18 protein-coding genes are annotated in these 26043 nt (G+C 40.7%); 7 read left to right on the plus strand and 11 right to left on the minus strand.

Annotated elements, in window-relative coordinates; all coding sequences use genetic code 11:
- Positions 1-35 precede the first annotated feature (35 nt).
- The 3 genes from RMX98_RS03080 to RMX98_RS03090 all read right to left on the minus strand — a co-directional run bounded on the left by RMX98_RS03080 (position 36) and on the right by RMX98_RS03090 (position 1729).
- On the minus strand, positions 36-758 hold the full coding sequence (locus RMX98_RS03080) for a class I SAM-dependent methyltransferase (protein ID WP_322678211.1): 723 nt from the start codon (positions 756-758) through the stop codon (positions 36-38).
- Between the two features lie 33 nt (positions 759-791).
- On the minus strand, positions 792-944 hold the full coding sequence (locus RMX98_RS03085) for a hypothetical protein (RefSeq protein ID WP_322678212.1): 153 nt from the start codon (positions 942-944) through the stop codon (positions 792-794).
- An 80-nt stretch (positions 945-1024) separates the two neighbouring features.
- Positions 1025-1729: a mobilization protein gene (locus RMX98_RS03090; RefSeq protein ID WP_322678213.1), complete on the minus strand. Its 705-nt coding sequence runs from the start codon at positions 1727-1729 to the stop codon at positions 1025-1027.
- Between the two features lie 533 nt (positions 1730-2262).
- Here RMX98_RS03090 and RMX98_RS03095 point away from each other — a divergent pair.
- Positions 2263-2589 (plus strand): hypothetical protein, encoded by a 327-nt coding sequence (locus tag RMX98_RS03095; protein WP_322678214.1) that lies wholly within the window; start codon positions 2263-2265, stop codon positions 2587-2589.
- Between the two features lie 57 nt (positions 2590-2646).
- Positions 2647-6168, plus strand: a complete 3522-nt coding sequence (locus RMX98_RS03100) for a tetratricopeptide repeat protein (protein ID WP_409881036.1) — start codon at positions 2647-2649, stop codon at positions 6166-6168.
- A 408-nt stretch (positions 6169-6576) separates the two neighbouring features.
- Here RMX98_RS03100 and RMX98_RS03105 read toward each other — a convergent pair whose 3' ends face one another.
- The 3 genes from RMX98_RS03105 to RMX98_RS03115 all read right to left on the minus strand — a co-directional run bounded on the left by RMX98_RS03105 (position 6577) and on the right by RMX98_RS03115 (position 9328).
- Complete coding sequence (locus RMX98_RS03105; RefSeq protein ID WP_322678216.1) at positions 6577-7293, minus strand: pirin family protein; 717 nt, start codon at positions 7291-7293, stop codon at positions 6577-6579.
- Positions 7294-7586: 293 nt separating this feature from the next.
- Entirely contained in the window at positions 7587-8159 is a 573-nt protein-coding gene (gene dps, locus RMX98_RS03110; protein WP_322678217.1) for a DNA starvation/stationary phase protection protein Dps, read from the minus strand.
- 116 nt (positions 8160-8275) lie between these two features.
- Positions 8276-9328 carry an aldo/keto reductase gene (locus RMX98_RS03115; protein ID WP_322678218.1) on the minus strand — a complete coding sequence of 351 codons (1053 nt, stop codon included), beginning with the start codon at positions 9326-9328 and terminating at the stop codon, positions 8276-8278.
- A gap of 392 nt (positions 9329-9720) precedes the next feature.
- Between RMX98_RS03115 and RMX98_RS03120 the strand changes: the two genes are divergently transcribed.
- Positions 9721-10557: a sulfite exporter TauE/SafE family protein gene (locus RMX98_RS03120; protein WP_322678219.1), complete on the plus strand. Its 837-nt coding sequence runs from the start codon at positions 9721-9723 to the stop codon at positions 10555-10557.
- A gap of 1 nt (position 10558) precedes the next feature.
- Positions 10559-11137, plus strand: a complete 579-nt coding sequence (locus tag RMX98_RS03125; protein WP_322678220.1) for a DUF1634 domain-containing protein — start codon at positions 10559-10561, stop codon at positions 11135-11137.
- 253 nt (positions 11138-11390) lie between these two features.
- On the opposite strand, the gene RMX98_RS03130 is transcribed toward RMX98_RS03125, so the two are convergent.
- A complete protein-coding gene (locus RMX98_RS03130; RefSeq protein WP_322678221.1) occupies positions 11391-11663 on the minus strand; it encodes a hypothetical protein in 273 nt (90 codons plus the stop codon).
- Between the two features lie 86 nt (positions 11664-11749).
- Between RMX98_RS03130 and RMX98_RS03135 the strand changes: the two genes are divergently transcribed.
- Entirely contained in the window at positions 11750-12061 is a 312-nt protein-coding gene (locus RMX98_RS03135; protein WP_322678222.1) for a hypothetical protein, read from the plus strand.
- A gap of 102 nt (positions 12062-12163) precedes the next feature.
- Positions 12164-12625, plus strand: a complete 462-nt coding sequence (locus RMX98_RS03140) for a hypothetical protein (RefSeq protein ID WP_322678223.1) — start codon at positions 12164-12166, stop codon at positions 12623-12625.
- A gap of 309 nt (positions 12626-12934) precedes the next feature.
- Here RMX98_RS03140 and RMX98_RS03145 read toward each other — a convergent pair whose 3' ends face one another.
- The 4 genes from RMX98_RS03145 to RMX98_RS03160 form a co-directional block, all read right to left on the minus strand.
- On the minus strand, positions 12935-13744 hold the full coding sequence (locus RMX98_RS03145; protein ID WP_322678224.1) for a prohibitin family protein: 810 nt from the start codon (positions 13742-13744) through the stop codon (positions 12935-12937).
- A gap of 93 nt (positions 13745-13837) precedes the next feature.
- Positions 13838-17437: a filamentous hemagglutinin N-terminal domain-containing protein gene (locus RMX98_RS03150; protein WP_409881038.1), complete on the minus strand. Its 3600-nt coding sequence runs from the start codon at positions 17435-17437 to the stop codon at positions 13838-13840.
- Between the two features lie 164 nt (positions 17438-17601).
- Entirely contained in the window at positions 17602-21804 is a 4203-nt protein-coding gene (locus RMX98_RS03155; protein ID WP_322678226.1) for an S-layer family protein, read from the minus strand.
- A gap of 158 nt (positions 21805-21962) precedes the next feature.
- Positions 21963-25718 carry an S-layer family protein gene (locus RMX98_RS03160; protein WP_322678227.1) on the minus strand — a complete coding sequence of 1252 codons (3756 nt, stop codon included), beginning with the start codon at positions 25716-25718 and terminating at the stop codon, positions 21963-21965.
- Positions 25719-25822: 104 nt separating this feature from the next.
- Between RMX98_RS03160 and RMX98_RS03165 the strand changes: the two genes are divergently transcribed.
- Positions 25823-25954, plus strand: coding sequence for a hypothetical protein (locus RMX98_RS03165; RefSeq protein WP_322678228.1), 132 nt, complete (start codon positions 25823-25825; stop codon positions 25952-25954).
- Positions 25955-26043: the final 89 nt, after the last annotated feature.

Genomic DNA, 26043 nt, shown 5'->3' on the forward strand with positions numbered 1-26043 from the left:
TGTACATCACCAATTTGAAATCTGCTGTAAGATTTTTAAAATCGTACCTTATACAACTCGAATAATTCCCCTGATTTATGCGTTACGACTTTAGCACCAGCGGCCTTAATTGTTTTTTCCCATTTAGCCAAAGGCTCTAAAAACACTTCAGCCCCTAGATAGGTTTCCAGAACTGCCCAATCTTCCGCTAAAGGCTGTTCTGGATTGAGAACGTCAAACACAAAATGTCCACCCGGTTTTAACACCCGCTTCACCTCTGCTAGTACAGCATCCCAATATTCGAGGGGAAAATAGCAGCTAAATCCGGTGGCGATCGCTAAATCAAATTGCTCTGATGGATAGTTTAACTGATGAGCTGCTCCCGACTCAACACCTTTGAACAGCTTAGAATTCAACTGTGGCCCGCGAGAATTCAGGGTATCGCGTGCCACATTACTGATTTCTTGCCCATGAAAAAATGCTTGCCAATCCCGCCAAGGATAGATTAAAAAGCTGATACCACAGCCAATATCTATACAGTGTTGGTTTTTTTGAGGTTTAGCAATTTCCCAGAAAGGGGAAGCGATTCTTCCTGAAAAACTACCAGCAATCCACTCGCGGAATATCGGCATCGCCTGTACTTCTGCTGGGAGTTCAAAGGTTTCACGTTGATATTCTCGGTTAAAGCGATAGGCTACTTGGGCTAATCTTTCGTCCCAGTTGGTTGATTTGGGTGAACTAAAGAGATTTTGAAACTGAGAATCGGACTTTTTAGACATTTAGGTTTTTGCTACTCTTTCTAAGGATTGTAGTCAAATTCGCAAAGCGATCGCCAACGCCGAGCGGGTACGCCATCGCACCTGCATCCAATCTCCTGCTAAGGTTTGTCCGAAGTCATTGGTACTAACGATCAATGACTTCGGACAAATGACTAATACTTCGACTACGCTCAGTACAAGTGACAAATGACTAATACTTCGACTACGCTCAGTACAAGTGACAAATGACTAATACTTCGACTACGCTCAGTACAAGTGACAAATGACTACTCAACTTTTTCATACCAGATACCTACTTTCTCAAAAGCACCATAAGCAAGCTTCAGAAAATTCACTACTCTCTGTTTCCCAATTATCCCAAATTCTTTATACTCTCTAGCCTCTGCAAAAGTCAGGCGATTTTGGTCAATTATGTTTCTTTCTCTGTATGCTAACTTCGGAAAATCTATAACTTTTATCTGATATTTATTTACTATGTTCTGAAAGTTGGAGTCTGAGTCTAGATGCTCCCAATCATCACACAGCCCTAAATTTCTCACCAGAATATGAGGGATTTTATCACCGTAAGTATTCACTGATTGAGCAAACAGGTTGATGCTGTCGTATCCTCCTGTCGATACAAACCATTTGCAAAACAGAACTCCCTGCGAACTTCCTAATTCAAGTAATTGATTAGATTCAATCCACCCTTGTACTGCTCTATGCGATTGTGCGGCTAAATTCACAATTACTGGCTTCTCTATCGCCCACTCAAATATTCTATCTGCCTTATTTGCCTGTCGTTCATTCTCACTAAACACAGCATATTTACATATTTCCTTATATACCCCTGCAACATCTGGATTCGATCTATCTGTCTCCACTGGTACAAATGGGATTCTCTTATCCAGACAATACTGAATCATTGTCCTAGCAAAGAGAGACTTTCCTACCCCGCCTTTTTCACCATCTACAAAATGAATCGTCGGCATTACAGCCACCTCTAATAATTATTAAAGTCTGATATATCTTTCCCAAACTTAGAACTTTTTGGCCATTGCCCCCCAATACTTGTCGGTTAACGGGAAAAGGGGAATGGGAAAGGGAAAAGAAAAAACCTTTAACCTTTACCCTTTAGCCTTTTCCCAAAACCAAATTCCAGTTTAAAATCCAAAATCCGAGCAGTATTGCATTGCCCCCTAGTGTTGTGGTGGTTTTATGAGAAAGTATAACCATGATTTGAATATATTCCAACAGTCTCATTTTACACAGGCAAAATCCGCACTTCTCTACGAGACGCTGCGCGTAGCTTGCTTCCCCGGAGGGGTACGGCAGGCTCAGTTACCATCTGCGCGGACTAAGACAAAACAAGGGGCTTAAGCGCCTTGTTGTAAGTTGATTGAGAACTAAAAACCGAAAATTTAGGTTTTCAGACATTCTTTACAACAAGAATTAGGAATTTTTAGAAGAAATTGCTTTGGGATGTTGTTTAAAATAAGCCTGGAGTTACTTGCAGATTAACACTATGGCAGAAATTCGGTTGGCGATCGCAGGTGAAGATGCGATCGCAGCAACAGAGGCGCTTTTGGAAATTCCTGGTATATCTGGTAACTATGCAGTGAGTTCAGATGCACCGGAAAGAGAAGGAGTAACAGCAACAGTTGTTACCATCGTTACTATTGTTGGGGGTGCGATCGCCATTGCTGAACAAATCCGCAAGTGGTATCAAGAGTATAAAGCCAAGCAGTCTGGTAAAAGAATTGAAAAGGTGTTGATTGTCGGGCGCAATGGTAGGCGACTTCTTTTAGAGGATGCAACCCTGGAAGAGATTCGCCAAATTTTAGAATCGTAGAGACGGAATTGGGGGTGGTAGACTTGGGGTAAATACTGAAGTCTCAAGATTGAGAACGTGCAAACCCTCCACCTCGACCTCAAGCCAGTTGATGAGAATTACGTAGAGTTACGTTACTTTGTTGATAATCCAAACCAGTATGAAAAGCGCTCGCTTCCTCTATCAGAAATCGCCGATTTGATTCAGTTGGCAGAGCGAGATTATTACGTTGCAGATTTACCAGAGGATTATACGGTAACTGGGCGGCGGTTGTATAACTGGTTGGATGGGAGCGATCGCACTCTGCAACCCTTACTAGATAAGCATCGGCGTGAGGGGATTGTATTGGCGATCGCCACTACAGAAAAACTCGCCCATCTCCCTTGGGAAGTGCTGCACGATGGCGTTAGCTTTTTGGTTGAGCGAGTCCCGGCGATTGTCCCCGTGCGCTGGGTGTCAGATAGTACGGTAAAAAAATTGACCATTGACGGGGAACCAGAAAATCGGGCGCTGCAAGTTTTGTTTATGGCAACTTCGCCTTTGGATGTCAAACCTGTGCTGGATTTTGAGGGAGAGGAAGCACGGATTTTGGAGGCGACAAAGCGCCAACCTTTAGCGCTGACTGTGGAAGAAAGCGGCTGTTTGTCGGAGTTGGGTTATTTAGTTGATGGTTACGACAGAGATTATTTTGACGTTTTACACCTGACGGGTCATGCTACTTTACAAGATGGGCAACCCCGCTTTATTACAGAAACAGCAACAGGTGAAGCTAACTATGCCAGTGCTGGAGATATCGCCCAAGAATTACAATTTCGATTGCCTAAACTCATCTTCCTGTCTGGGTGTCGCACCGGACAAGCAGGCAATTCGGGATCTGTGCCGTCAATGGCTGAAGAATTGCTGAAATCTGGCGCAAAAGCGGTTTTGGGTTGGGGTCAAAAGGTTTTAGATCCTGATGCTACAGCCGCAGCTGCCGCACTATATCAGGAATTGTCAGCCGGAAAGCAAATCACCGAGGCTGTTGCTTGTACATACCAAGCATTAATTAAGAACAAGGCGCGGGATTGGCATTTGTTGCGGCTGTATGCAGCAGGTAATTTACCAAGTTCATTAGTTACACCTTTGCGGACTCGCAGACGGAAACCAGCACCACCGCCTTCTGTTTCTACCCAGTTTTTAGATCCTGCGGGTAAGGTGAAAGTCCCGACGCGGGAGAGTTTTGTTGGTCGTCGTCGGCAATTGCAAAGTTGTTTACGGGTGCTGAGTCAACCAAGCGATAAAGTTGGGGTGTTGATTCATGGGATGGGCGGTTTGGGTAAAAGTAGTTTAGCAGCTAGGCTTTGTGACAGACTGCCCAATTTTGAGCGTGTTGTCTGGGTGGGGAGAATCGATGAAGCTAGTTTGGTGAATCGCTTGACTGAAAAGTTGGATGACGACGAACAACGCAAACGCCTACAAGATTATGATGAAGAATTGAGATTTCGGCTGCGGCGAGTTTTCCAGCAGTTGCATGAGGATGCAAAGCCGTTTTTGTTGGTGCTGGATGACTTTGAAGTGAATTTAGAGACCTCTCCCCCAACCCCTCTCCGAAGCAAAGAGGGGAGTCAAGTTCCCCCATTCCCTGGTAGGGAAGGGGGGTTAGGGGGGTTAGGTCGTCTGCAACCGGAAGCAGCAGAGGTGTTGAAAGCTTTAGTTTGGGCAATTAAAGAAAATTTCACTTCTCACCGCATCATTATTACTTGCCGTTACGATTTTGAATTTACTCAGTTGCAGTATTTCCACAAGCAGCCGTTGGATGCACTGCAAGGCGCAGATTTGCAAAAAAAGTTTAATCGCCTCACAGCCTTTAATACTAAATCTCAGGTGGATGAGGCGTTAAAATTGCAAGCGCAGAAGTTGGCGGATGGGAATCCTCGCTTGCTGGAATGGTTGGATAAAATTCTGCAAAATACAACTGTTGATGTGGCGGCAATTTTGAATCGGTTAGCAGCAGATCCGGTGGAGTTGCGAGAGCAAGTTTTGGCTGAGGCGCTGCTGGAACAAATGGATACAACCATGCGGGAGATGTTGTCATGGGGATTGGTGTTTGAGTTGCCAGTACCAAGGGAAGCTTTAGCCGCAGTTTCTGAGAATATCCCCAATTTGGAACATTATATTAATCGGGCAGTGGCGTTGGGGCTGTTGGAAGTGAGCTATGATGAGGCGTTACGAGTACCACGCATTTTGCCTGTGCAGTTAGCAGGAGATGGGGAGGTTTTGTATGAGCAAGCGGCTGAAGTTTTGTATCGTCTTTGGTGGGAGACAAACATAGCAACTGAAGAACAATGCTTAGAAATTCATCGGCTGGCGTTGCAAGGGAAGGTAGACAAGATTGCTGTAGAAATGGCAAAGTTGACAGGGCTTTGGATAAATCAAAGCCGATTTCGAGAAGCTGTTCAACTGTGCAAATCAACTCTGGAAATTTGTGAAGTTTACTTAGTCTTACATAACTTAGCTCGTTCTTATCAAGCATTAGGTGAAGTTAGTAAAGCACAAGAGTATTACCAAAAAGCTCTAGATAGTTGTCTGGTAGAAGATAAAAAAGAAAAAGCTGCAATCTTTAATAATTTGGGAATACTCAAAGCCGATAGAGGAAAAATAGAAGAAGCGATCACCTTTTATCAACAATCTCTTGCTCTCAATGAACAAATCGGCGATGTCCAAGGTCAGGCGACGACCTTGAATAACTTGGGAACGCTCAAAGCCGATAGAGGAAAAATAGAAGAAGCGATCGCCCTTTACGAACAATCCCTTACTTTCAATGAACAAATCGGCGATGTTAAAACCAAGGCAGCGACGTTAAACAATTTGGGATATCTCAAAGCCGATAGAGGAAAAATAGAAGAAGAAGCAAACTGTTATGACATATACTTGGTGAAAAAAAAAAAATTGGGGATTGGCCAAGGTGAAGCGGGGACGTTAAACAACTTGGGACTGCTCAAAGCCAATAGCGGAGAAATAGAAGCTGCGATCGTCCTTTATGAGCAATCCCTTACTCTCAATGAACAAATCGGCAATGTCCAAGCGACGGCAACGACGTTGAACAACTTGGGAGCGCTCAAAGCCAATAGCGGAGAAATAGAAGCTGCGATCGTCCTTTACGAACAATCCCTTACTCTCAATGAACAAATTGGCGATGTCCAAACCACAGCAAAGACATTGAACAACTTGGGACTGCTCAAAGCCAATAGAGGAGAAATAGAAGAAGCGCTCGCCTTTTATGAACAATCCCTTGCTCTGAGTGAACAAATCGGCGATGTCCAAACAACGGCAAGGACGTTGAACAACTTAGGGTTACTCAAAGCCAATAGAGGAGAAATAGAAGAAGCGCTCGCCTTTTTTAAACAATCCTTTGCTCTCAATGAACAAATCGGCGATGTTTACGGTCAAGCATTGTCATTATCAAATTTGGGGGCTATGGCAGAGGAACAGGGAGATTACAATAAAGCACTAGATTATTTGCAGCCAGCCTTGGAGATATTACAACGTATCCAATCTCCTGATGCTGAGGGAGTTAGGCAAATGGTAGCGAGAGTGCAAGATTTAATTCGTAATTCGTAATTCGTAATTCGTAATTGAGAAAGTCAGAATTGAATTTGGCTTTGCAGGTTGGCAGCGATCGCCTATCTTTCAAAATTTGTATGAGCGATCGCCTATTTTGCGTTAAGTTGATTTATACACGAGTCTTTGAACTCCATTAATGAGCCTTTGATACTCATTAAAGAGGTTCTGAACTCCATTAATGAGTCTTTGATACTCATTAAAGAGGCTTTGAACTCCATTAATGAGCCTTTGATACTCATTAAAGAGGCTTTGAACTCCATTAATGAGTCTTTGATACTCATTCACCAGTTTTTTAGGCTTGTGGCTTGGTTGTCGGAGATTGCGATCACCATAATTTACCCCAAAGCACATTATATTCTGAGTTAAAGGCTCATTTAGATGAGCCTTTAACAGAGAAAAGAGATATTAGCCTAAATCGAAAAGCAAGATTTCGCCGCCGATGTTGGTGCTAATTTCTAGCTGTTCTTCGCCGTTGATTTGTACACCATCACCGGCTCTGAGTTCTTCGCCATTTAAGTTGACTATGCCTTTGGCTACTTGTAACCAAGCATAACGACCGGGTTTGACTTGATGATTAACAACATCACCTGACTCTAAAACAGATGTATATAACTCAACATCTTGGTGAATTGTCACAGCACCATCGCGCCCATCTTTAGAGGCAATTAAGCGGAGTTTACCGCGCTTTTCTTCGAGAGGAAAAGCTTTTTGTTCGTATCTTGGCGTTATTCCTTCTCGATCGGGAAGAATCCAGATTTGTAGCAAGTGTAGTGGTTCAGTTGGTGAAGGATTAAATTCACTGTGACTGATTCCAGTTCCAGCGCTCATAATTTGGGCATCACCGGGACGAATCACTGAGCCAGTACCCAAGCTGTCTTTATGCTCTACAGCACCTTCTAAGACATAAGTGAGGATTTCCATGTCACGATGGCTGTGAGTAGGGAATCCAGCACCAGGGGCGATGCGATCGTCGTTAATTACCCGCAGAGAGCGAAATCCCATGCGGTTGGGATCGTAAAAGCTACCGAAGGAAAATGTGTGATAACTATCGAGCCAGCCCATTTTAGCGTGACCGCGAGAATTGCGATCGTGAATTAAGTGGGTAATTGTATTTTGAGACATAAATTTACCTCGTTGTTAATGAGTATTTAGAGACGCAATTCATCGCGTCTGTACAATAGTTAGGAATCAGAATTGAACTAGCATTTATTTTCAGTAACCTAATAACTTCTTCAAGTTGAAGCATTAATCTTGATGTATTACTTGTCGAAGATATTTGTGAATTTTTTGACCTAGTTTTTAACTATTTCAATAGTAAAGTATATACATATAAATGAAAAGTACGCACTTAAAAGTGACGTACTTACCAAAAAGATACTATTAGATTTAAGAAAGACTACTTTTCTCAGAAGTGCTTACTTTACACCAGCAGGGATCTTTTGAGTTGTAGTAGCACCCGCTTTGCCATTCTCTGCTTTAATTTCTGCTACTTGCAGATGAGCTTCTAAGAACCAGAGTCGTTTGTCAATGGCGCGAGAAATTTCGGTGTAAAGGTCGGCGGTATCGAGGTCGCCTAATTCATCATTTTTATCGATCGCTTCCCGGAGATGTTTAGCATATAATGCATAACGATCTGACAGAGCTGTTACGTGGTCTTTACCATCCAAAATATCTAAGGGATATTCTGGCAAAATTGAATTACTAGCTGCGGCGCGGGCTGTTCCGAAAGCGTATCCGCCTAAAGCTGTGACACGTTCAGCCACCATATCGATGTATCCTTCCAATTCCCCAGCAAGTTCATCAAATAATAAGTGTAACTGGTAAAAGTCAGTACCTTTAACATTCCAGTGCGCTTGCTTTGCTTGGGTTTTTAGATCGGAAGTAGCTGCCAAAGTTTGGTTAAGAAGTACTACGATTTGCACTCGCGCTTCGGCGGGAATGTCAATGCGGGTAGGGTACAAACGTGATGTAATGCTGTTGTCGCTCATGATTCTACGTTGTTAATGCCTTTTAAATCCAACTTTACAGAATTGTTTGGTTTGGCGAAACTCTCTGACGATGGATTGAATTAATGCCTGAATATGTTACTGTTTATAACTATTAGTTAAATACGATGGTTTTCTATGGTATTGAATGTACCACCGAAAAGGCGATCGCGAATTACGTCATTGTGCAAAAAGTCATGGGGAAAACCCAGTTCAATTTGACTAACTTCATCTAACCGTTGCAGATGTTCTGGGGAAAGCTTGACATCTATTGAAGCTAAGTTATCTTGAAACTGCGTTAATTTACGTGCCCCAACGATCGGAATAATCACACCACTTTGAGCGCGTAACCAAGCTAATGCTACTTGTGAGGGTGTATGCCCAATTTCTGCTGCAACTTGGCTGACAACTTGCGCGATCGCTAAATTCCGTTCGGAAATAGTTCCTAACGCTGGATTTGCTAATCGTCCTTGTTCGTCGCCTGCTTGAGGAGGCTGATTATACTTGCCTGTCAGCACACCACCACCTAAAGGCGACCACGGCGTTACTGCTAAATCGAAGGCTTTAGCTAGAGGTAGCAAGTCTCGTTCTGGTGTTCGCTGAATTAAACTATACTCAATTTGCAGAGCGACAAACTGCGTCCATCCCTGGTAATGGGCGATGGTATTTGCTTGGGAAATGATCCAAGCGGGGGTATCAGAAATACCGATGTAAAGTACTTTACCTTGACGGACTACATCATCAAGCGATCGCAAGACTTCTTCAATCGGTGTTGTAAAATCCCAAGCGTGCAACCAGAATAAATCAATGTAATCGGTATTCAGCCGTTTGAGACTACCTTCCAAAGACTGAATTAAATTCTTGCGATGGTTTCCACTGGCGTTAGGGTCGCCCTTTTGATCGTTCATCCGCAAGGGAAAGGAATATTTTGTCGCAACTACAAAGCGTTCGCGTTCTTTAGCAATCAACTCGCCAACAATTTTTTCACTGCTACCATCGGTATAACCATTAGCGGTGTCAATGAAATTTCCGCCTGCTTCTGCATAGCTATCAAAGATTTTCCGACTTTCGTCAACAGATGCACCCCAACCCCAATCTTCACCAAAGGTCATGGTTCCCAAGGAGAGTTCCGAGACTCTTAACCCGCTTTTGCCCAAGAGTTTGTATCTCATGAATATTTTCTCATTAATGAAAAAACTAAGCAAATACCATCCCAAAGGCATGATAACTGGAAACCAGGAGCGATTTTTGAGGATAAGTTTTTTAGTTATTTATGTCGTGCTATCTAAACGCAATAGGCAATAGGTAATAGGCAATAGGCAATAGGCAATAGGCAATAGGCAATAAGCACTAGGCAATATAGGCAATAGGCAATAGGCAATAAGCACTAGGTAATAAGCAATAAGCAATAGTCAAGAAGCCTGTTTGAGTTGTACTGAATCTTTTCAGAAATCAAATATGAGTCCTATATCTGTAGTCAGTAGTAAAAAAATCGATTAAGTTTTAAATAATACAAAAAATCTCCTAGCATCTTGATATACATGTAAAAAAAGAGGAATTAAATTTGACTATTTTAGAATTTTCATTACTAATTTGGATTGGTTCGTTTAGCGCTGGCTTCTTAGGGGCGCTAACTGGCTTAGGGGGTGGAGTAGTAATTGTTCCTTTATTAACTTCGGTATTTGGTGTTGATATTCGATACGCTGTTGGTGCTTCACTGGTATCTGTAATCGCTACTTCTTTAGGTGCAGCATCTATTTATATTAAAAAAGGCTATACCAATTTGCGATTGGGAATGTTTTTAGAAGTAGCGACAACCATTGGTGCGATCGCAGGAGCAATGATTGCTACTTTTGTCTCTGTAAAAGCCCTAACTATCGTTTTAGCGATCGTCCTTATTTATTCAGCATACCTTTCACAACGACCCAGAATAGAACACGCTGAAGATGAAGTAGCAGATCCCATAGCAAACTATCTGAAACTAAATAGCAGTTATCCAACTTCTGATGGAGTTATGTCTTATCAAGTTCATTCAGTGCCAATGGGATTTGCTGTGATGTTAATAGCTGGGGTACTTTCTGGATTACTTGGTATCGGTTCCGGGGGATTCAAGGTATTGGCGATGGATCAAACTATGCGTCTACCCTTCAAAGTTTCTACCACGACTAGCAATTTTATGATCGGCGTGACAGCAGCAGCATCAGCCGGAGTTTACTTAACACGAGGCTACATCGATCCGGGACTATCCATGCCAGTGATGTTGGGGGTATTACCTGGTGCTTTTTTAGGCGCACGAGTTCTTACAGGCACTAAAACGCAGATTTTAAGAATTATCTTCAGTGTTGTGCTGGTGGTAATGGCTTTGAAGATGGTCTACAACAGTTTGATAGGGGGACTGTAAAATGTATAAATTTAATAATAGCTTTCGTTGGACATTATTGGCACAGCCAGATACTAAAGTGGTTACACTAACCTTACCACCGGAAAATCCAGATTCTAATATCGAACAATTAAAAGAGCAACCCACTAGTACAGCAACACAATTGCCTAATGACTGTGAAATTGATGTTAACAAGAATGTGACGAAAACATCAAGTGAGCAGCAATTAGAATATTTGCTTAGTAACTTGATGAAATATGGGGTTTTGATAGCGAGTGCTGTGGTTTTGCTGGGGGGTATACTCTACTTGATTCATCACGGTAATGAACCTGCGGAATATCACTTTTTTCGGGGAGAACCATCGGAATTTCGCTCACCAGTAGGTGTAGTAAAAGCAGTTTTATCAGGTAGCGATGCCTACAGCGAGCTACGCCTACGCGGCATTATTCAACTTGGACTTTTACTACTAGTTGCTACTCCTATTCTGCGCGTTTTTCTTTCCCTATTAACTTTTTTACTACAGCGAGAATTTATCTATGTAATTGTTACTTTATTAGTAATGGTTAGTTTAACTTACAGTCTGATCGGAGCATATTATTAGTAGTATTTTTAAAATTTAAGGGTTAAATTCCACATTTAACCCTTAGAGGTTGTTTGAAAAGTGTTTCGCTGTGACTTTAGGCACTTTAGATCCCCCCTAACCCCCCTTTTTAAGGGGGGAACCGGAGTCAAAGTCCCCCTTTTTAAGGGGGATTAAGGGGGATCTAAAACTTTTGATACCGACAAGAGGACTTTTCAAACATCCTCTTAACTAAAAGTATTTAAAATCAACTAAAAATGATTTTTTCGGATTATTAAGAACCTTGCAAAAGTTCATTGATTGAACTTATACTCTGCTTTATTTGCTCTGTTAGAGAAGTTCTTAATAAGTCCAGGTTTACGGCTGAAAAATTGAGTAATCCCAAAGCATACAATAGGCTGGAAACACCAATGAATAAAGCCAAAAGTCTCCCAAAGCAGCCGGGATTTATTTCAATAAAAGCTAATTTAGATTGCCCGATGACGGCAATCGTTATAAAAACAATTCCTGCTATTAAAAAGGTGCTATTTGGAGTTAAATCTGTCATTTTCCGATTAAGATGCCTTAGTACTTTTATTGTAGCTATTCTTAGTTAAAATTTTTGTCCCTGCTATATGCAAAAACAGAAAAATTTTGCAACTCCACATCCACCTACCTCAACCTAATGAGGCTCTAGCGATCGCAGTATCGGTGTTGGATCTCAACTTGTGTTATGATTTAGAAAGATATATTTTGATTTTGAAACTTATTGAGCGAAAAATAACGTTGATTGTCTCAATGGTGTATAAATCGTTCTATTTCGCTCAGATACCCCAGGAAAACCCAAATTCTGTAAGAAGCGAACTAACTGATGTGTCTCTGGTAGAAATTAGATGTCGTGAAGTTGCAGCTAATTTAAACCTCAATTTTACTTTTTATTATTTTGCTGAAACTATGCAGTGGTAATACTTTCAGCATCAAAAAGCCAAAATATTATCACCCCTATACTAGACTTTGATTTAGTTTATATATTAAACTACACTAAGACGATAGGAATAGTGGTTTTTTATGGAAAGCGTCCAAAACGTTAGTCAAGAGTTGAATGTAACAGGAGACACAGCATTAGAGCAATTACAACAACCTACTCCAGAGGAGTTCAAAAAAGATATTTTCAAAAAACTTAGAGGTGGGTTTTTTCTAGTACTAGGATATTTGTTGTCACCACTATGTTGGTGGAATGACCTACTATTCAATTTGCCAATAGCTTATGGTTTTGGGTATGCATGTAGTTTACTTTCCCCAAAATTGCTTCTACCTTGTTCAATTATAGGATACTGGCTCTCTAATATTGTGGGGATTCTCTTGATGCAATTTGGTTCTAAGGACATTTTTCAAAAAGAACCTCAAGAGCATAACCTCAAAAAAGAATTACTTACTGGTTTAATTTCTTCAACAGCTTATACACTGTTGATTATACTATTGATCCAGTTAAAGATTCTCGATTCTCCGATTTTATTCTCCAACAGTTAATTTAGTTTATCACCTTGCTAGAAAGAAATTGGTGTTGCTAAATCGAGGTATGAATTTGGATGTAGAGACGTTGCATTGCTTGGATGTAGAGACGTTGCATTGCAACGTCTCTACAAGGATTTTGAAATAACGCAAAATTATTCATACCGCAATCAGCAACGCCAGAAATTGATAGTATAGTCGCACAGCTGTGCGTTCATACGCAGATATAGTAATCCATGCAAGCATTATGAACCAAAGAACCCCAACTTATTCAATAAGTTGGGGTTCTAAGTATGTCAATGGAGAGCAAATCAGTGAACAAGAAGATCATTTTTCGTCAAATTTTAAGAACTCACTTAAATTAAACATTTTTGGAGCCTCCTTACTTACAATTAATGGCAGCTTACCATTCCATTTTTCTATTGCTTGCCTTTGCAGGATTTCTGGAGTTAAACCGTCACGTAATAATCTATGTGCCTCAGCCTCTCCTTTGGCTAAATTAACTTTTGCCTCAGCCTCTTTTGTTGCTTTCAGTGCGATAAACTCTGCTCGTTTTGCTTCTTGTTCAGCAACCTGCTTCGCCTCTACCGCCTCACCAAATCGTTCGGAAAAATGGACATGAACTAGAGAAATATCATCAACTGCAACGTGATAATTACCTAGCCGTGTGGACAAGGCATCATCTACTCCACTTTTGACTTCTCCTCGTTTAGTAATAATTTCTTCAGCAGTATACTTTGCGATTACTGCTTTGATGACTTCTTCAACTGCTGGGTTAATAATCCGAATAACTACATTTTGTTCATCTCCAATTTCTTGAAAAATGGTATTTGCTTGCTGGGGAATAATATGCCAATTGAGAGCTACATCGGCGAAAACATTTTGTAAATCTTTGGAAGAAGCTTCAGCAGAAATTTCCTGCTTTTGGACTCTAATACTCAACTTTTTCACAGTATTAACTACAGGAATAATTAAGTGAAGTCCTTCTCCTAATATCTGGTTTTGTACTTCGCCAAATTTCATTAAGACACCACGTTCTCCTGCATTTACAATCACACAAGGTGTGAGAAAGAGAGTTATCAGAAACAAAAAAGCGGTCAATTTCCCGGCACTGTTAAAACTTGTAACTTTTATCATCGCTGTGAACCATGTATGCATCTTACATAGAGACACATATTTAGGAGTTATGGGCTTTTTCCCGTCATGATTTTAGCTCGACTTGATCCAAAATTAAGAACATTCTCGACTCAATAGCAACTGCCCATTATTCAGACGATATACACCAGTAGGTTCAATAATCGGATCGCCTTTTTTCCAGGAATGGGATATGGTCTCGACACCTCTCACTTCACCAGTTGTGTAGTTAGAAACCAAAACCCCAGGACGATTAGGGGTCAAAGCACCGGAACCTGTAATAGTAAAAGAATTTTCTTGCCGCTTTGTGCCGCGTGAAATGCAACTATTGGCGATGAGTGCGTTGGCGTCGATGACTGGAGATAATTCGGTGAAGGTGTTTTGAATAGAACTATTATCAGGGGAATTAACCTCAACAGTTCCCGATAAACCGACTCCAGAAGTCGCTGTAATAAATTTGGAAACATCGCTGGGTTGAGTACCAACAAATACACCTTGGCTGTTGACTACAACTCGACCACCACGAGAATTATCTGAGTTAGCGCTGATGCGGCTATTTTCTAAAGCGATGAAGAATTTTGTTGTATATATATTGATATTGCCACCAAAGACATTTTCGCCTGTGGCATTGGTAGTAATGCTGCTACCATCACGAAGGGTTAAATTTTGGGTGTTGAGGTTGATGGTTGCTTGTTCTCGGTTGGGGTCTTTATTTGGACTACGGGTGTTGGCATTGAGAGAGGCTTGGTTGTCTAGGTTGATGGTGTCGGAGTTAATGGTCATTATACCTGCGTTACCTTTACCTCTGGCGTTGACCAATACTTCTGCACCATTGCGTACAAGTAATTGAGGAGTGTCAAGCTTTAAATCTCCTGCATCTCCGGTTGAGTTAGGTTCAGCAGAAGCTAACAAGCCACTAGGAAAACGACTATCAGCAGACCTACCAATTAGTTCAACTCGACGTGAAGCATTAACAGTCAAATTTCCAGCTTTTCCTGCACCAAATGTACTAGTAAATACCTGCGCCCCATCCCGCACAAGTAAATTTTGGGCTTTAATCGTTAAGTTTCCTGCATTTCCAGTTGAGTTTAGGCTAGTAGAAGTTCTCAATGCAGTTAAACGACCATCAACAGGACTACTACCGATGATTTGTACATTATGATCGGCATTGATAGTCAAATTTCCTCCGTTACCTGCACCAGATGTGCCTGCAAAAATAATTGCTCCATCTTGCACCAGCGCATTTTGGGTGTTAACTATTAAATTACCTCCCTTACCTGCACCAAAAGTACCAGCATTTACTACCCCACCTTGCAGTAGTAAATCTTTGGTAGTAACAGTCAAATCACCCGCGTCTCCAGTAGAACCTGGATTCGTAGAAGAAAGTAAGCTACTAGGAAAACGACCATCAGTAGAAGAACCAATGAGTTCTACGCTATGGTCAGCATTGACAGCCAAATTACCTCCCTTGCCTTGACTAGATATATTAGTGCTAACAAATGCCCCATCACGAATACTTAAACGACCTGTGTTAATGTTCAAATTTCCAGCATCTCCAGACCCTAAGCCGCTAGTAGAGATAGTGCTACGACTATTAGGTGAACCACCTACAACTTCTACTGAGTTTTTAGCATCTACAGTCAAATTCCCGCCCTTGCCTGTACCAAGAGTAGCCGTTGCAATTAGTGAGCCATCACGAATGCTTAAACGACCTGTGTTAATGTTCAGGTTCCCAGCATCTCCAGACTGTGAAGTACCAGTAGAGATAGTGCTGTTTTGACCACTCAATAAACTACCTAGTTCTACTGAGTCTTTGGCATTTATGGTCAAATTTCCTCCCTTACTAGTTTGACCAGTTGCACTTGTGGTTATATTTCCACCATCGTTAATACTTAATCGTTGTGTATCAATAGTTAATTGCCCACTATTTCCAGCACCGAAAGCACTGGTTGATAGGCTACTTCCGCCAATGTTCTCTCCAGTTTGTGGATTAATCAACGTTGATATACCGCTCAAGGTAACGGAGTCTGAAGCGTTAACTAATAAATCGCCGCCATTACCGCCTCCTGATGTGGACGTTATAATATTTCCACCGTTAGTAAGTGTAAGCGATCGCGTTTGAAGTTCTATATTTCCACTATTTCCTTGACCAATACTAGAAGATGAAATTGGCGCAAAACCATTTAACAAAATTGAGTCATCAGCAATAATCCGAATATTGCCACCCCTGCCCTCATCAGAATTTGAAGAATTGATAGAGGTATTATCACCATCAAGTGTGAGGGTTCTCGTTTTGATTTCAATATCACCGCTAGGCTGATTATTAACCTGACCAAAACCAGATGCAACAGAAGCACTTAAAATATTGCTTCCACTCATTAGCGAAATAGCTTCTTGAGCTTTTAAGGTTATTTTTCCACCTTGCCCTTGTCCAGTATTGGCGGAACTAATTGTGGATTCGTTGCTTAAATTAATATTTCGAGTTGCAATTGTAATGTCACCAGATTTACCTATTGGATTGAAGATTCCAAAGGTACTAATCAAACTATTGTTATTGAGGCTGAGATTATCTTTAGCATTTAAAATAATATTTCCCCGACTTCTTGTACCAGTGGTAGTGATTTGACTTTGGTTTGTGAGGCTAATTGATTGGGCATTAATTGCTACATTTCCGGTATCACCTAAAGAGTTTTGCAAACCTTGATTACTAATATCACTATTATCTAGCGTGACATTGCCACTTGCATTAACTACGATGTCTCCTGCGGCAACACCCGGTTGACCTTCACCTGTTTGAAGTACTGAACGAATAAAACTATTCCCAGAAAGACTAATGTCACGAGCGTTAACTGTAATTGTATTCCCTCCTGTCAAAACAAAAGCGTTATTTTGCAGGGCAATATCCGCTTTCGATAAACCTTCTGGGAAGGCTAACTGCGTTTGATTACCACTACCAATCAACTCAACATTTCCTATTCTTGCAACTGCACCCAATTCCAAACGATTTCCTAAGGAAGCTGCAACACCACCATCAAATGTAATATCTCCACCTATTAAGTAAAGACTTCCCGGTGTTGCAATTTGACGACTACGGTTAATTATTCCATTTTGATTAATCTGATTAAACAACAAGGCTGAAGGATTAATAGTCAACAATGGTACTGTTTGGGGATTTGTCGCACTAAAAACACCTTGATTGGCAAACTGCACACCATTTGCAGTTGTCCCCATAAATGAACCCTGCACATCTAAACTTGCATTCTGCCCAAAAATAATTCCATTGGGATTAATCAAGAATAAATTGGCATTAGAACCAGCTATACTACCGTTAATAATCTGGAAAGTACCCAACTTACCCAATATCTCAGAGCGGTTTCCACCTGTTACCCGTGCTAAAACATTCTGGATATCGGCATTAGGAATAAAAAAATAAGCTCCTCTATCAGCGCTGACATTAAATTCTCCAAAGCTGTGAAACAGATTGATTTGGCGAATTGCACCACCTGTAATTACTTCTATTGGTTGTCCCTGAAAGTTACCTATAATTTGAGAGGACTCAGCGCCAAGTGTGTTATCAGGCACGATATTGCTTTGCTGTGCCTGGGTTTTGCTAGTGAGAAGACTTACACTCAAGCAGCCTAGTAAGCCTGTCACTCCCAACTGCAAACACTTGTGTAATCCGTATTTGATCGTCATAAGACGCGCTTTTATATAGATTATTTCAGTATCTAATAAAGCTGCACCTTTGGATGATAAACAAGCAAATATTTGTTAATTGTGCAGTTTTCTGCAATGGTGCGATGTCTGACGAGAAGCCTTACAGCTAAACACTTGTGCATTCTCCAGCTAATATCATGTCTTTAATTAGAACATTCTCGACTCAATAGCAACTGCCCATTATTCAGCCGATATAATCCTTGTGGTTCAATAATCGGGTCGCCTTTTTTCCAAGGACGAGATGTAATTTCTATACCTCTCACCTCACCAGTTGTGTAGTTAGAAACCAAAGCATTATCAGGACGATTAGTAGTCAAAGCACCGGAACCTGTGATGGTAAAAGAATTTTCTTGTCGCTTTGTGCCACGGGAAATGCAACTATTGGCGATGAGTGCGTTGGTATCGATGGCTGGAGATAATTCGCTAAAGCCGTTTTGGATGGAACTTGTATCGGGTTTGTTAATGTTGGTTACACCAGAAACGCCTAATTCTGAACTTGCAGTAATATCGCTTTTTTCCGTTGGTTTTGTCCGTGCTTCGATACCGAAAATACCTTGCGAGTTGATTTCGACGTTTCCACCGCTTCCTAGAAAAGCGTTAGCACTAATGTCATTGTTTTCTTTGGGAATGGCAACGATGAATTTAGCGTTAATATTGATGTTACCGCCATCACCGCCTGACTTGGCTAACCCCGCCGTTGTGCTGATATTGCTGTTACGACGCAATAGTAATAAATCTGTAGCAGTTAAGCTAATATTTCCACCATCACCAGAGTTATTTACAGCACTAATAGCTGCTTTATTATTTAATAGTACAGTACCTGAATTAATGTTAATATCTCCTGCAATTCCATCTCCAAGGCTACTAGAAGATAAAACTGCACCATTGAGGGATAAATCATGGGTTGTGACGTTAATATTGCCGCCTTCACCTTTACCTGTTAATGCTGCATCTATTCCAACTGTAGTAAAAATGCCAGTATCAAAGTTAAAACCATTAGGGGTTGTTCCTTGAAGAGAGAATTTTCTCCCAGCATTAACGGTGACGTTACCTGCATTTCCTTGTCCAAATGTAGCTGCATTGATTTGACTACCATTTGTGAAAGTAATATCATCGGTAGCATTAATTAGCACATTTCCAGCATTGCCTTTACCAGCAGTAGTAGATAATAAAGCAGCACCATCAGATAAATAAAAATTACGCCCCTGAATTTCAATATCTCCACCCTTACCTACTGCATTTAGGTAAAGGATGGAGAATAAAAAGCTTTTTTCTGAAATCAAGATATCGCCACCTGCTCGAATTGTAATTTTACCAGCATTTCCGTCTGTGGCAAATGTTGCTATATTACTATCTTTAATTGTTGTGTTACCTGATGTAGTTATCAAGACGTTACCTGCATTGCCTTTACCATTAGAGAGTGTAAACAAATTAGCGCCATTAGATAACTCTAAACTAGGGGCTACAATCTCAATATCACCACTGTTACCTATGCCAGTTTCCAACACTCCGCTAGATATTCCACTACTAAGTCTTTCACTGCGTCCAGAAAATGTCACAGCATCACCAGCTTGAATTTTGATATTCCCACCATTGCCTTCACCTGATGTACCATTACTCAGGTAAGAACCACCTGTAAAGAAAACATTCTCTTTTGTATTTATTGAGATATTACCAGCGTTACCTTTACCACCAAGATTGCTGTTAAAAATGGCAGATTCTCCGCTTACAGAAAATGACTTTGCAAAGATATTAATATTCCCAGCATTACCTACACCTGTCTTAGAGATGCTGTTACTTATACTACTCCCATTTGCAAGAGAAACTGTATCTGTTGCATGAATTGAGATATTACCAGCATTTCCACCGCCAAAAGTACTAGCGAAGAGATAAGAGCCATTATCTAAAGAAACCTTTATTGTTTGGATATTAATATTTCCACCATTATCTACTAATTCTGAAGTTGCACTACTAAAATAGGCTTGATTATTTAAAGATAAAGTATCTTCAACTTTAATCGATATATTACCAGCATTTCCCTGACTAGTTGTAAAGGCATTAATCGAAGCATTATCTAATGATAAATCTCTAGCTTTAATGTTTATAGTGCCACCATTACCTCTAGCTTTATCGATAACGGCAGTACTAATTTGAGTAAAACCAATATTATTAGTATCGCTGAGTAAAATCTTTTCTGCTGCTTGAATAAATATATTACCGCCATTACCCAGCCCAAGGGTATCAGCACTTATTTGACCTTTGTTGTTTAAGAATAATTCTCTGGTATTGATGCGTATATCTCCACCTTCACCTACGCCATTAGAACTTACATCACTACTAATATTACTGTGTAATTTACCTTCTCCTAATTTTTCAGTGAAAATCTTACCAAAACCATCTATATTAATAATTTCGCGGGCATTAATGGTAATATTGCCAGCATTACCTATGCCATCTGTACCTGTATCAATACTTGCACCATTTGTCAACGACAGTGAGCCGGTTGCAACTTCTATATTTCCACTATTACCGACACCTCCAGTTATCACATCACTTTGGATACCAGCAATGGAATAGCCCACTATCCCGTCTAGCTTAATTGTGTCATGGGCATTAATAAAGATATTACCTGCATCACCTTTACCGGAAACTCTTGTAGATATTTGTGAACCACCCAATAATGAAAGAGTTCTAGTATTAACCCAGATATTTCCACCTTTACCCACACCATCTGTAAACACTTTGCTGTCAATAGAACTATCACTATCAAAAGCAATATTATTAGCATCAATCGTAATATTTCCTCCATCCCCTTTACCAAGAGTACTGCTGCTAATAAATGCCCCATTGGTTGCTTGAAGAAAACCTGTTTTTATCTGAATATCTCCAGCTTTACCTGTGCCTTCTGGGTTGACAGTACTAGTAATCCGGGTATAGATTCGACCTTGTTCGCCGTCGCTTAAAGTAGTATCTATAAAACCATCTAAACTTATGGCATTACGAGCATTAATATTGATACTACCGCCATTTCCTTGTCCTAAAGTTTTAGTGTTGAGTTCGGAACCTTGCGTTAGAGAAAGAGAACCTGTTTTGATGTTAATACTACCACCATTGCCTACACTTCCTTCCTCCGCAGAACTATAAATATCACTACTATTTGTAAGGTAAATATTATCCTTAGCTAAGATCAAAACTTTACCAGAATTACCTTGTCCAAAAGTACTGGCATCTAGAAATGAATCATTACTTATATTCAAGGAACCTGTAGTTATATTGATGTCACCAGATTTACCAAATGCTCCTTGTCGTAATGTGTTAGAAATAAAGCTTTTATCTGTCAGATTTGTTGTTCCTGTGGCGTTAATTTCTATATTACCACCTTGACTGTTTAGTGTTCCTAAACCTTTCTCTATACCTGCTCTCAGTTTGCTTTCTCCTGCCAAGTTCACATCATGCGCTTGAATTTTGATATTTCCGCCATTCGTATTGCGAACATTAACTTCTGCGGCGTTATTTAAGTCAACATTTGCCCGTTCTACACCATCAGGCATAACTAAACTGAGATTACCACCTGCAATATTTAATCCCACATTTCCTGGTGCAGCCAAACCCGCTAACTCAATATTCCCACCATAAGCGTGAATTCCACCACCATCAATATTGATATTTCCACCCACAAACAGCAAACTTTTACCATCAGCAACTCGCAAACCCACGACATCTTCAGCAATAAGATTCTTATCAGCAGCAGCTTGCGATTGATTGCTAATTCCTGCATTCGCTTGAATTTGGTTAAACAACAACGCTGAAGGATTAATAGTTAATAATGGCACTGCTTGGGGATTTGTCGCACTAAAAACACCTTGATTGCCAAACTGTACCCCGTTTGCAGTCGTCCCCACAAATGAACCTTGCACATCTAAACTGGAATTTTCCCCAAACACAATCCCGTTGGGATTTATCAAAAATACATTAGGATTAGAACTACCAAATGTGCCGAGTCTTCCCAATATTTCTGAGGAGTTATTACCTGTTACCCGTGCCAAAATATTCTGAATATCTGCGCTAGGACTGACAAAATAAGCGCTACGTCCTTCACTGATATTAAATTCTTGAAAACTGTGAAAAAGATTGATTTGGCGAATTGCACCACCTGTAATTGCTTCAATCAGTTGTTCTTGATAGTTGCCTATAACTTGAGACGACTCAGCACCAAGTGTGTTGTCGGGTATGATATTACTTTGTTGTGCCTGGGTTTTGCTAGTGAGGAGACTGACAATTAAGCAGCCCAGCAACCCTGCCAATCTGAAATGCAAACACCTATTTAATAAGTCTTTTCTCGTCATTGGGTGCTATTCATATAGATTATTTGAGTATCTAATAGAACTGCACCTTTGGGTGATAAACAAGCGAATATTCGTTAATTATGCAGTTTTCTGCAATTCGTGTATTCTATTGGTATCAATAATGCACATAAACCAGCATAAAAGCTGGATGTGTAACATTAATTAGAACATTCTCGACTCAATAGCAACTGCCCATTATTCAGCCGATATACACCAGTAGGTTCGATAATCGGATCGCCTTTTTTCCAGGAATGGGATGTAGTTTCGACACCTCTCACCTCACCTGTTGTGTAGTTAGAAACCAAAACCCCAGGACGATTAGTAGTCAAAGCACCGGAACCTGTAATAGTAAAAGAGTTTTCTTGCCGCTTTGTGCCGCGTGAAATGCAACTATTGGCGATGAGTGCGTTGGCGTCGATGACGGGGGATAATTCGGTGAAGCTGTTTAGGATGGTACTGGTATCGGGTGCGTTAATGTTGATTACGCCTGAAACGCCAAGTTCAGAACTGGCGGTAATATCACTTTTCTCGGTTGGCTTTGTGCGTGACTCGATACCAAAAACACCTTGAGAATTGATTTCGACTTTGCCACCTGTCCCTGTGAAGGCATTGGCTGCGATATCGCTGTTTTCTTTGGGGATGGCGATGATAAATCTGGAATCGATATCGATGTTACCACCATCGCCACCTGATTGCGCTGTACCTGCGGTGGTCGAAATTTGGCTACCGTTACGTAATAATAAGCGATCGCTAGCAGTTAAATTAATATTTCCCCCATCACCAGAATTAGTTATTGCTGCAATAGCTGCTTGGTTATCAAGTGCTGTGGAACCAGAATTAATATTAATATCTCCGGCTTTTCCTTGCCCAAAGCTGCTTGAACTGATTCCCCCGCGATTTAAAAATAAAGAATCTGTTGTCAGGTTAATATTACCTGCATTGCCTACTGCGTCTTGATTGACTGTACTAAAAAGACCGCTAGCATAACCTGTGGTACTAACACCATCGATGAAAATGCGATCGCGTGCATCAATGGTAATATTACCTCCATTTCCTATAGAAAAAGTACTACCACTGACTCTTCCACCGTTGGTTAAAAATAAAGAACTTGTTGTCAGGTTAATATTGCCTCCATTTCCTTCAGCTTCACCTTGCAAGCTAGTAAAAACACCGCTTCTTCCATTACTACTGACACCATCAATGCCAATAGCATCGCCAGCATTAACTATAATGTCACCTGCATTACCTTTACCGAAACTGCTAGCACTAAGTTGTCCACCATTGCTTAGTGTTAAGGAGTTGGTTGTTATTTCGATATTCCCGCCTTTACCAACACCTCCAGCAGACAAATAACTAAAAGTGCCACTAATACCATCAATAATCACAGCATCGTTGGTATCAATATTTATATTTCCAGCATTCCGGTTTGCATCGGTGAAAATTACACCGCCATTTCTTAACGTCAGCGTTCCTCCTGTTTTAACTTGGATATTTCCACCATTCCCGCTTCCAATAGCAGAGCTAATTGCCCCAGTTAAAGAATTGTTACTATTGGTTCCGTCAAAGGTAACGGCATCGCGCGTATCGATAAAGATATTACCAGCATTACCTTGACCACTACTAAAAGCGCTAAGTGTAGCACCATTTTTTATAAATAATCCTCCGGCGTTGATGCGGATATTTCCAGCGTTACCCGTGCTATTATCTAGCCCAGAAGTGCTTACGCCAGTAAATAAATCATTTCCCCCACCATCAGAAGTTACTGTATCGCGAGCATTAATAGTGATATTTCCTGCATTTGCGCCTCCAGTAGTAACGCTAGATATTCGGGCGCTATTCTTAACAGAAAGTGACCCTGTTGTGATCTCAATATTACCTCCTTTATTAAGGTAAATATTTTCTCCGTCACTTACTCCCTGATTGTACACATTAGTATTAACAAAACTATCATTATCGAAATCTATATTATCAAGAGCATTAATGCTGATATTTCCGGCATTTCCTTTACCAAAGCTACTACTACTAATAAAGGCTCCATTGCTAGCTTTCAACGTACCTGTTGTAATTTGAATATTACCTGCGTTACCTTCAGCAGTGGCTTGCACAGCATTAATAATATGGCTAAAAATATTACCACTTCTACCATCTAACGAAATATTATTACGAGCATTAATGATGATATTACCAGAATTCCCTTTTCCTCTAGTGCTACTTTCAATTACCGAACCATCATTTATTTCAAAGGAATTGGTATTAATAGTAACGTTTGCACCATTACCTATTGCACCCTCAACTACTTCGGAAACGATTCCACTAGATTCCCCTAGTGTTGAGTTACGAAAACTGATATTACCTTGGACGTTGATATTTATATTACCTGCATTTCCGCGTCCTCCTGGTAGCTGATTGTCAAAACCTTCTACCTGCGATTGAATCTGCGAACTATCTGTCAAAGAAAGTGAACCCGCAGTAATGTTAATTTCACCACCATTACCCACACCCCCAGATTCAATGTTGGTAAATATTAAACCACGGGCAAGTTCAACAGCATCTGATGTTTGAATCGATATATTACCACCATTCCCTTGTCCGAAAATACTAGTACTGAGGCTAGCATCATTACTTAGTGTAAAAGAACTAGATTTGATGTTGATATTACCACTGTTGCCTGTTGCTCCTGTAAATACAAGATTGCTAATTCTACTAACTAAATCATCTTTTTGACCTGTAACAGTAACATCACCTTGAGCATTGATATTTACATTTCCTGCATTGCCTTGTCCGTAGAGATTAGCATTAATTTGTCCAGCATTTTGTAACGTCAATGTCCCAGTTGCAATGTTAATATCGCCAGCTTTACCAAATGCTCTTTCTTGCACTACGTTAGCGATCGCACTTCCATCTATTAACGTTGTATCTCCTGTAGCATTAATAGTAATATCTCCACCCTTACTATTTGGAGTACCTAAGCCTGTATCTATTCCTGCTCTTAGTATACTTTGCCCTGCTAAATTGACATTCCGAGCCTGAATTGTGATATTACCGCCACCCGCACCGCGAACATTAACTTCTGCACCATTACTCAGCGAAACATCGGCGCGTTCCACATCTTCAGGTATAACTAAACTCAGATTATCACCCGCAATATTCAACCCCACATTTCCCGGTGCAGCCAAACCTGCTAACTCAATATTCCCCCCATAAGCGTGAACACTTCCGCCATCTATATTGATATTTCCACCAACCAGCAGCAAACTTTTACCATCAGCAACTTGCAAACCCGTAACATCTTCTCCAATGAGATTTGTCCCTGCGGGTGCTTGGGATTGATTGATTATTCCCCCACTTGCTTTAATTTGATTAAACAGCAATACTGAAGGATTAATCGTCAACAATGGCACGGCTTGCGGATTTGTCGCACTAAAAACCCCTTGATTACCAAACTGAATTCCGTTTGCAGTTGTCCCCACAAATGAACCCTGTACATCTAAACTGGCGTTTTTCCCAAACACAATGCCATTGGGATTTATCAAGAATAAATTCGGGCTAGAATTACCAAATGTGCCGAGTGTTCCCAAAATTTCTGAAGGGTTATTACCTGTCACCCGTGCCAAAATATTCTGAATGTCTGCGCTGGGACTGAAGAAATAAGCGCCCCGTCCCTCGTTGATATTAAATTCTTGAAAGCTGTGAAACAGATTGATTTGGCGAGTTGCACCACCTGTAATTACTTCTATAGGTAGTCCCTGAAAATTGCCTATAACTTGAGATGACTCAGCGCCAAGTGTGTTATCAGGCACGATATTGCTTTGCTGTGCCTGGATTTTGCTAGTGAAGAGACTTACACTTAAGCAGCCCAGCAACCCTGCCAATCCGAACTGCAAACATTTGTGTAATCCGTATTTGATCGTCATTGGGTGCAATTCGCTATAGATTATTTGAGTATCTAATAGAATTGCACCTTTGGATGATAAACAAGCGAATATTCGTTAATTATGCAGTTTTCTGCAATAGTGCGATGTCTGACGACAAGCCTTACAGCTACGCATTTGTGCATTCTCTAGGTATGAAAACTGCACGCAAACAAGCAGAAAAGGTGGATGTGTGGCATGAATATGTCGGATATTGCATAACTCATTGGCAACAGTAAAAATACTCACCGCTAATTATAGGAATAATATTTGATTTCTGAAAAAATTCAGTACAACTCAAAGAGACTTCTTCCCTATTGCCTATTGC

The organism is Nostoc sp. DedQUE02, assembly GCF_034531035.1.
Classification (GTDB): domain Bacteria; phylum Cyanobacteriota; class Cyanobacteriia; order Cyanobacteriales; family Nostocaceae; genus Nostoc.

Coding starts and splice junctions, on each gene's coding strand:
- RMX98_RS03145 (WP_322678224.1), bottom strand. CDS start 13,744: ATGATAAAAGTTACAAGTTTTAACAGTGCCGGGAAATTGACCGCTTTT.
- RMX98_RS03165 (WP_322678228.1), top strand. CDS start 25,823: ATGTCTGACGACAAGCCTTACAGCTACGCATTTGTGCATTCTCTAGGT.
- RMX98_RS03105 (WP_322678216.1), bottom strand. CDS start 7,293: ATGTCTCAAAATACAATTACCCACTTAATTCACGATCGCAATTCTCGC.
- RMX98_RS03130 (WP_322678221.1), bottom strand. CDS start 11,663: ATGACAGATTTAACTCCAAATAGCACCTTTTTAATAGCAGGAATTGTT.
- RMX98_RS03150 (WP_409881038.1), bottom strand. CDS start 17,437: ATGACGATCAAATACGGATTACACAAGTGTTTGCAGTTGGGAGTGACA.
- RMX98_RS03140 (WP_322678223.1), top strand. CDS start 12,164: ATGGAAAGCGTCCAAAACGTTAGTCAAGAGTTGAATGTAACAGGAGAC.
- RMX98_RS03115 (WP_322678218.1), bottom strand. CDS start 9,328: ATGAGATACAAACTCTTGGGCAAAAGCGGGTTAAGAGTCTCGGAACTC.
- RMX98_RS03090 (WP_322678213.1), bottom strand. CDS start 1,729: ATGCCGACGATTCATTTTGTAGATGGTGAAAAAGGCGGGGTAGGAAAG.
- dps (WP_322678217.1), bottom strand. CDS start 8,159: ATGAGCGACAACAGCATTACATCACGTTTGTACCCTACCCGCATTGAC.
- RMX98_RS03095 (WP_322678214.1), top strand. CDS start 2,263: ATGGCAGAAATTCGGTTGGCGATCGCAGGTGAAGATGCGATCGCAGCA.
- RMX98_RS03080 (WP_322678211.1), bottom strand. CDS start 758: ATGTCTAAAAAGTCCGATTCTCAGTTTCAAAATCTCTTTAGTTCACCC.
- RMX98_RS03155 (WP_322678226.1), bottom strand. CDS start 21,804: ATGACGAGAAAAGACTTATTAAATAGGTGTTTGCATTTCAGATTGGCA.
- RMX98_RS03125 (WP_322678220.1), top strand. CDS start 10,559: ATGTATAAATTTAATAATAGCTTTCGTTGGACATTATTGGCACAGCCA.
- RMX98_RS03160 (WP_322678227.1), bottom strand. CDS start 25,718: ATGACGATCAAATACGGATTACACAAATGTTTGCAGTTCGGATTGGCA.